Genomic DNA, 6,370 nt, shown 5'->3' with positions numbered 1-6,370 from the left:
GCTTCAACCGGACCCTCGCGACCGAGTGGGCCTACCGGCAACCCTTCACCGGCAACCAACACCGGGCCGACGCGCTTGACCCCTTCATCGAGCACTACAACACTGAACGAATCCACTCGAGCCACGGGCTCACGCCCGCGGCCCGAGTGTCACCAACGTCATGACCCAGTACATCTAGCGCAGCAGCAGGTTCGGCTGCAGCAGGTACCGGTAGTTGTCAGCGCCGGCCTGGTCCTTGGAGGACTGGCTCGTGATGAGCACGGGGCCGGGCTTGTTGGGGTTGTCCGTCTTCGTGAACGAGAGGCGGACGAACTCGGAGTGGACGGCGCCGAGGCCGTCCAGCAGGAACTGGGGCTTCAACGACACCACGGTGTCGACGCCTGTCAGGAGGGCGTCGATGCTCTCCGACGCCTGCGCGTGCTCGGAGCCGATGGCCTCGAGGGTGAGCCCGTCGATCGTGAAGGTGAAGCGGAGGGCGGCCTCGCGCTCGAGCACGAGCTGGACGCGGCGGGTCGCCTCGATGAGGTCGGCCGTGTTGATGACCGCGTAGTTGTCGACCGTCTCGGGGAAGAGCCGCTTGACCGGCGGGAAGTTGCCGCGGATCAGCAGGGACGTCACGGTCTTCTTGTCGGCGCTGAACGCGATGAGCTGGCGGTCGTCGGTGTCCGTGATCGCGACGGAGATGGTGCCGCTGTGGCCGAAGGTCTTGCCGATCTCCTGCAGCGTGCGGGCCGGCACGAGGGCGGTGCGGCTGGTGCCGTCCGTCGTGGAGTCGCCGCCGTCCCAGTCGATCTCGCGCACGGCCACGCGGTAGCGGTCGGTGGCGATCAGCCCGAGGCTGGTCTCCCCCACCTCGAGCTGCACGCCGGTGATGACGGGCGTCACGTCGTCCCGGGAGGCGGCGACGGCGACCTGCGAGACCGCGGCGGCGAACTGCTCTGCCGGGAGGAGCCCGGACTGCTCCGAGATCTGCGGGAGCGTCGGGTACTCCTCGACGGGCATGCTCAGCAGCGTGAAGTGCGCGGATCCGCACGAGACGGTGATCTTCGAGTCCTCCGTGGTGAAGCGCACGGGGGCGTTCGGCAGGCGGTTCGCGATGTCGGCGAGCAGACGCCCCGAGACCAGCACGCGTCCGGGCTCCTCGATGTCGGCCTGGATCTGCGTGCGCGCCGAGACCTCGTAGTCGAACGACGACAGCGTCAGTCCGTCCTCGGTCGCCTCGATGAGCACGCCGCTCAAGATCGGGAGGGTCGTGCGCTGCGGGAGCAGCTTGACGGCGAAGGACACCGCCTCGCTGAAGACGTCCCTGTTGACTTGGAACTTCACGTTGTGGACCCCTCGATGAGCGGAAGATTTGTCGGTCAATGCTAGCCGTGCCGACGGGGGCTCCCACGACCGTCGATCCCTCCACACCCTGAGGTTCTTGGGCGACATCCAATGAAGGGTTTAAGGATCAATAGTCTTAACCGCTGTGGAATCTGTGGACAACTCCCGGCGTCCCCGTGATCGAGCGGGAACTACACGTCTGGAAGTTGTGGGACGGGTGTGCAGCGGCCTGGGGACTCGGCGGAACGGCGGCGACGCGACGAGGCCGGTTCCACAGGCCGGGTCCTCGAACCCACATCCACTCCGGCGGTTCTCCACAGTTATCCACACTCTGTGCACACTGTGGGGAACAGCGGATCCGACCTCTCACGCACTCTGTCCTCGCATCGCGGCCGTGTTCAGGAGGGCACCGACGGCGTCGAGGGTCGGGTGGGTGCGGGGCCTGGCTCGGCGTACGCACGCAGAAGGGGCCGGACCTCATGGTCCGACCCCTCCTGCTGCGTCGTCTCCTGTGCGCGCCGCTGGTGGGCGCACAGGCTGCCGGCGTCACATCTTGCCGTAGCGGTGGTTCTGCTTGATCCGGCTGGTGAGCTCGGTCACCTGGTTGTAGATGGAGCGGCGTTCCTTCATGAGCTCGGTGATCTTCTTGTTGGCGTACATGACCGTCGTGTGGTCGCGGTTGCCGAACAGCTGGCCGATCTTCGGCAGCGAGAGGTTGGTCAGCTCGCGGCACAGGTACATGGCGATCTGGCGTGCGGTGGCCACAGCCTGCGAGCGGGAGGAGCCGTACAGGTCGTCGACCGTGAGCTTGAAGTAGGCGGCGGTGTGGTTGATGATGTCGACCGGCGCGATGACGTTGTCCTCGTCCAGCGTGATCAGGTCCTTCAACACCGTCTGCACGAGCGCCAGGTCGACGGGCGTCTTGTTCAGGCTCGCGAACGCGGTGACCCGGATGAGCGTGCCCTCCAGCTCGCGGATGTTCGAGGTGACCTTGGTGGCCATGTACTCGAGGATGTCGTCCGGGACCTGCAGCTTCTCGCTCTGCGCCTTCTTGCGCAGGATCGCGATGCGCGTCTCGAGGTCCGGCGCCTGGACATCGGTGATGAGGCCCCACTCGAAGCGCGAGCGCATGCGGTCCTCGAAGCCCGTCAGGTGCTTCGGCGGCAGGTCGCTCGTGATGACCACCTGCTTGTTGTGGTCGTGCAGCGTGTTGAAGGTGTGGAAGAAGGCCTCCTGCGTGGAGTCCTTGCCCTGGAGGAACTGGATGTCGTCGATCAGGAGGATGTCGTTGTCGCGGTAGCGCGACTGGAACAGCGACGACCGGTTGTTCGCGATCGAGTTGATGAAGTCGTTGGTGAACTCCTCCGAGCTCACATACCGCACGCGGATGCCGGGGTAGAGGCTGATCGCGTAGTGCCCGATGGCGTGCAGGAGGTGCGTCTTGCCGAGGCCGGAGTCACCGTAGATGAAGAGCGGGTTGTACGCCTTGGCCGGTGCCTCGGCGACGGCGACTGCGGCGGCGTGGGCGAACCGGTTGGATCCGCCGATCACGAAGGTGTCGAAGCCGTACTTGGGGTTGAGGCGCGAGTCACCGCGAGAGGGTGAGGCCGGCAGGCCCGGGTTGTCGGTGGGCGCCGTGATGGTCGGGGTCTCGATGTACGGCTGCTCCGCCGGCTCGGGGTGCTGGGCGAAGGCGTCCTGGGCGATCCCGGGGTTCACCACGATGGCGAAGTTGCTGACGCCTGCCGCCTCGTCGAGCGATCCGATGGCGTTGAGCAGGGGCACGCGGATGCGCTGCTCGAGCATGCCGCGGGTGAGGTCGTTGGGCACCTCCAGATAGAGGGTGCCGGTCATCACTCCCTTCGGCTCCACGAGGCTGATGAAGCCGTGCAGCTGCGGCGTGATGCGGTCGTCCGCGGTGAGGGCGGCGAGCACCTTCTGCCAGATCGCGTGCGTCGGGTCGGAGCGGTCGGACATGTTTCCCCATCTGCCGTCACCAGGCTCGGTCCGCGGCTGGTGCCGGGGCCGCCTCGCGGTGCGCGGACTGCTGTCGACGCTGGAAGGGCGTCGCGGTCATGCGTGCGGCGTCCGTCCTCGGAGGCTCCGAGGGTGCGCACCATCCGGGTACCGCGACCGCGGACAGCATAGTTACTCACAGGGTTATCCACCCTGTGTGCGAACGGGCCGTCAACACCGCGCGGGTGATCCCCGACGCGTCGCGGCCACGCCACACGGTAGCCACTGTCGGAGATCAGGACAAATCGACCCTATCGACGCCGGCATGTCGGTACCGGCCGATGTCCGATCCGTGTGGATAATCACGATCCGGTTCGCGGGTTTGACCGAAGGCCGCCCGGCCCGTAGATTTAGGCAGTTGACCCAGCCCTCGAGGCTGCCCCATCTTCCCAGCCGCACTCGTCGGCCCTGTGGACCAACCTGAGTGGAGACTCACCGTGAGCAAGCGCACCTTCCAGCCGAACAACCGCAAGAAGGCCAAGAAGCACGGCTTCCGCCTTCGCATGCGCACCCGCGCCGGCCGTGCCATCCTCGCCGCCCGCCGTGGCAAGGGACGCACCGAGCTCTCCGCGTAGCACGTGCTCGCTCGGCGGAACCGCGTGACGAGCGGTGCGGACTACCGCACCATCGTCAGGCGGGGGCGCCGGACGTCGACGGGGACCGCGGTCGTGTCTGCGCTCGCCGGTCCGTCAGACGCACCGACCCGATTCGGATTCATCGTCTCGAAGAAGGTCGGCAATGCCGTGACCCGGAACTTGGTCCGCAGGCGCCTCAAGGCGGTCACCGCAGGTCTCCTGCCGACACTCTGCCCGGGCGTCTCGATCGTGATCCGCGTACTGCCAGGTATGGAGCGGACAGCGTGGGATACCCTGCAGGAGGAGATCGCGTCAGCCGTGACGCGGGCCGTGAGGACGCTATGAAGAGGGTACTGACCTCTGTCGTCCTAGCGCCCCGGAACGCGGCGATCGCGGTCATCGGTCTCTACCGACGCATCGTCTCTCCTCTGTACGGGGATGTTTGCAGGTACTACCCGTCCTGTTCCGCGTACGGCCTCGAGGCCGTCCAGGAGCACGGGCTCATCCGCGGGGGCGGCCTCGCCGTGTGGCGCGTATGCCGGTGCCACCCCTGGGCGGAGGGCGGCATCGACGACGTCCCCGCCCGTCAGGTCCAGCAGTACCGGCGCACGAGGTACGGATTCGTCGTCGCACCCAGCCACGGAAAGGGCTAACGACCACCTCATGGACTTCCTCGGAACGATCCTGTGGCCGATCAAGTGGGTCATAGAACTCATCCTGGTCGGCTTCCACACGCTCTGGACCACCCTCGGGCTGGATCCCGACAACGGGGCGACGTGGGTGCTCTCCATCGTGGGCCTCGTCCTCGTGGTCCGCGCTGCGCTCATCCCGATCTTCGTCCGGCAGATCAAGAACCAGCGCCGCATGATGGAGGTCGTGCCGCAGCTGAAGAAGATCCAGGACAAGTACAAGGGCAAGCGCGACCAGTTCTCGCGCGAGGCCATGTCCCGCGAAACCATGGCGCTGTACAAGGACACCGGGACGAACCCCCTGAGCAGCTGCCTACCGCTGCTCCTGCAGATGCCGATCTTCTTCTCGCTGTACTCGGTCCTCCACCGTGCCGCGGTCGAAGAGCTCCCGGGCATCGGCCTGCTCAACGAGCAGCTCTCCCGGTCGTTCGGTGAGTCGTCGTTCCTCGGCGCTCCGCTGCAGTCCGCCATCTCCACGGCCAACGGCAACATCACGGTCATCGTGATCGCGACGACCATGGTCATCCTCATGAGCGCGTCGCAGTTCATCACGCAGCTGCAGATCATGGCGAAGAACATGTCCGAGGAGACCAAGGCCAGCCCGATGTTCAAGCAGCAGCGCATCCTGCTGTACATCCTCCCGCTGGTGTTCGCCGTGTCCGGCATCGCGTTCCCGCTCGGCGTCATGTTCTACTGGCTGGTCTCGAACTTCTGGACCATGGGCCAGCAGTTCCTCGTCATCCGCAACATGCCCACGCCGGGCAGCGAGGCCGCTCGTGCGCGTGAAGCGCGTCTCGCCCGCAAGGGCAAGCTCGTGGCCCCTGAGGTGTCGGCGGAGTCGTCGACCATCGTGGTCGAGGAGCGCAAGCCGGCTCAGCGTCAGCAGCCCGTGAGCAAGAACCGTGCCAAGAAGCAGGCAGGATCCAAGAGCCGATGACGGACGTGGCGAACGGCACGGATCACGACGGCACCGCCCCCACCGCGGACGAGGTCGAGACTGAGGTCACCACCTCGGGCGTCGACGAGGGGGACATCGCGGCCGACTACATCGAGGAGCTCCTCGACATCTGCGACCTCGACGGTGACATCGACATCGATCAGCGTGGAGGGCGTGCCTACGTGTCCGTGGATGCCGCGGACTCGGAGGATCTGCGCCTGCTGTCGAATCCAGAGACCGTCACGGCGCTCCAGGAGCTCACCCGGCTTGCCGTCCAGAACAAGACGGGTGTGTTCAGCCGGCTGATCCTCGATGTCGGCGGCTCGCGGGATGCGCGTCAGGTCGAGCTGGGGCAGCTCGTCGACCGTGCCATCGAGCGCATCTCGGCTGGGTCAGCGAGTGCGTCCCTGGCTCCCATGTCGTCGTATGAGCGGAAGCTCGTGCATGACATCGTGGCGGAGCGTGGATACACGTCCAAGTCCGAAGGTGAAGGACGCGACCGGCACACGGTGATCACGAAGGCGTGAGAACCGACGCGTGAGTCGGCGAGGCCCAGTCCGTTGGACTGGGCCTTCTGCGTGCCCGCGTGTCGAGTGTTCGGATCGCGTGCTAACACGAACGTGTTGGCACACGGGACCATGCGGCCGTTCACACATTTGAGTATGACTGCGATGTGCTCCGGCCAGTCAAGGCCGGTCTGCAGGCGTGGGCAAGTGGTTCTACAATTCCTGATCTCGTGTGCGGGGTGGACGAGTGCGAGCGCCTGACACCCGTGCAGAGGCCTGCAGCAGATGTTTCACGTGAAACACGCGATGCGGCGCATGGAG

Annotated in this window: 8 protein-coding genes; 6 read left to right on the top strand and 2 right to left on the bottom strand. The window is 66.1% G+C overall.

What is annotated here, in order from left to right; translation table 11 throughout:
- On the top strand, window positions 1-164 hold a 164-nt coding region (locus HDR73_RS05215), incomplete at its 5' end, for an integrase core domain-containing protein (protein ID WP_287136282.1).
- A gap of 10 nt (window positions 165-174) precedes the next feature.
- Here HDR73_RS05215 and dnaN read toward each other — a convergent pair.
- Window positions 175-1,326: a DNA polymerase III subunit beta gene (gene dnaN / locus HDR73_RS05210; RefSeq protein ID WP_041464236.1), complete on the bottom strand. Its 1,152-nt coding sequence runs from the start codon at window positions 1,324-1,326 to the stop codon at window positions 175-177.
- Window positions 1,327-1,872: 546 nt separating this feature from the next.
- Window positions 1,873-3,303, bottom strand: a complete 1,431-nt coding sequence (gene dnaA / locus HDR73_RS05205) for a chromosomal replication initiator protein DnaA (RefSeq protein WP_012297496.1) — start codon at window positions 3,301-3,303, stop codon at window positions 1,873-1,875.
- Between the two features lie 476 nt (window positions 3,304-3,779).
- Between dnaA and rpmH the strand changes: the two genes are divergently transcribed.
- Genes rpmH through HDR73_RS05180 form a run of 5 tightly spaced genes read left to right on the top strand, consistent with a single transcriptional unit; the run spans window position 3,780 to window position 6,070 of the window.
- Window positions 3,780-3,917 carry a 50S ribosomal protein L34 gene (gene rpmH, locus HDR73_RS05200; protein ID WP_012039665.1) on the top strand — a complete coding sequence of 46 codons (138 nt, stop codon included), beginning with the start codon at window positions 3,780-3,782 and terminating at the stop codon, window positions 3,915-3,917.
- Between the two features lie 3 nt (window positions 3,918-3,920).
- Window positions 3,921-4,262, top strand: a complete 342-nt coding sequence (rnpA, locus tag HDR73_RS05195) for a ribonuclease P protein component (protein WP_041464781.1) — start codon at window positions 3,921-3,923, stop codon at window positions 4,260-4,262.
- The gene (yidD, locus tag HDR73_RS05190; protein WP_012300317.1) at window positions 4,259-4,570 is read left to right on the top strand and encodes a membrane protein insertion efficiency factor YidD; all 312 of its coding nucleotides are present in this window, start codon (window positions 4,259-4,261) and stop codon (window positions 4,568-4,570) included. Before rnpA ends, yidD begins: the two co-directional genes overlap by 4 nt.
- 10 nt (window positions 4,571-4,580) lie before the next feature.
- Complete coding sequence (gene yidC / locus HDR73_RS05185; RefSeq protein ID WP_012300316.1) at window positions 4,581-5,543, top strand: membrane protein insertase YidC; 963 nt, start codon at window positions 4,581-4,583, stop codon at window positions 5,541-5,543.
- Window positions 5,540-6,070: a Jag family protein gene (locus tag HDR73_RS05180; protein WP_012300315.1), complete on the top strand. Its 531-nt coding sequence runs from the start codon at window positions 5,540-5,542 to the stop codon at window positions 6,068-6,070. The genes yidC and HDR73_RS05180 overlap by 4 nt, the downstream gene beginning before the upstream one ends.
- The last annotated feature ends 300 nt before the right edge of the window (window positions 6,071-6,370 follow it).

Source organism: Clavibacter sp., from assembly GCF_014802555.1.
Lineage (GTDB): Bacteria > Actinomycetota > Actinomycetes > Actinomycetales > Microbacteriaceae > Clavibacter > Clavibacter sepedonicus.
The sequence above is the reverse complement of the archived record's forward strand: the minus strand, read 5'-3'. Positions and strand labels throughout refer to the sequence as shown.

Coding starts and splice junctions, on each gene's coding strand:
- dnaA (WP_012297496.1), bottom strand. CDS start 3,303: ATGTCCGACCGCTCCGACCCGACGCACGCGATCTGGCAGAAGGTGCTC.
- yidD (WP_012300317.1), top strand. CDS start 4,259: ATGAAGAGGGTACTGACCTCTGTCGTCCTAGCGCCCCGGAACGCGGCG.
- yidC (WP_012300316.1), top strand. CDS start 4,581: ATGGACTTCCTCGGAACGATCCTGTGGCCGATCAAGTGGGTCATAGAA.
- HDR73_RS05180 (WP_012300315.1), top strand. CDS start 5,540: ATGACGGACGTGGCGAACGGCACGGATCACGACGGCACCGCCCCCACC.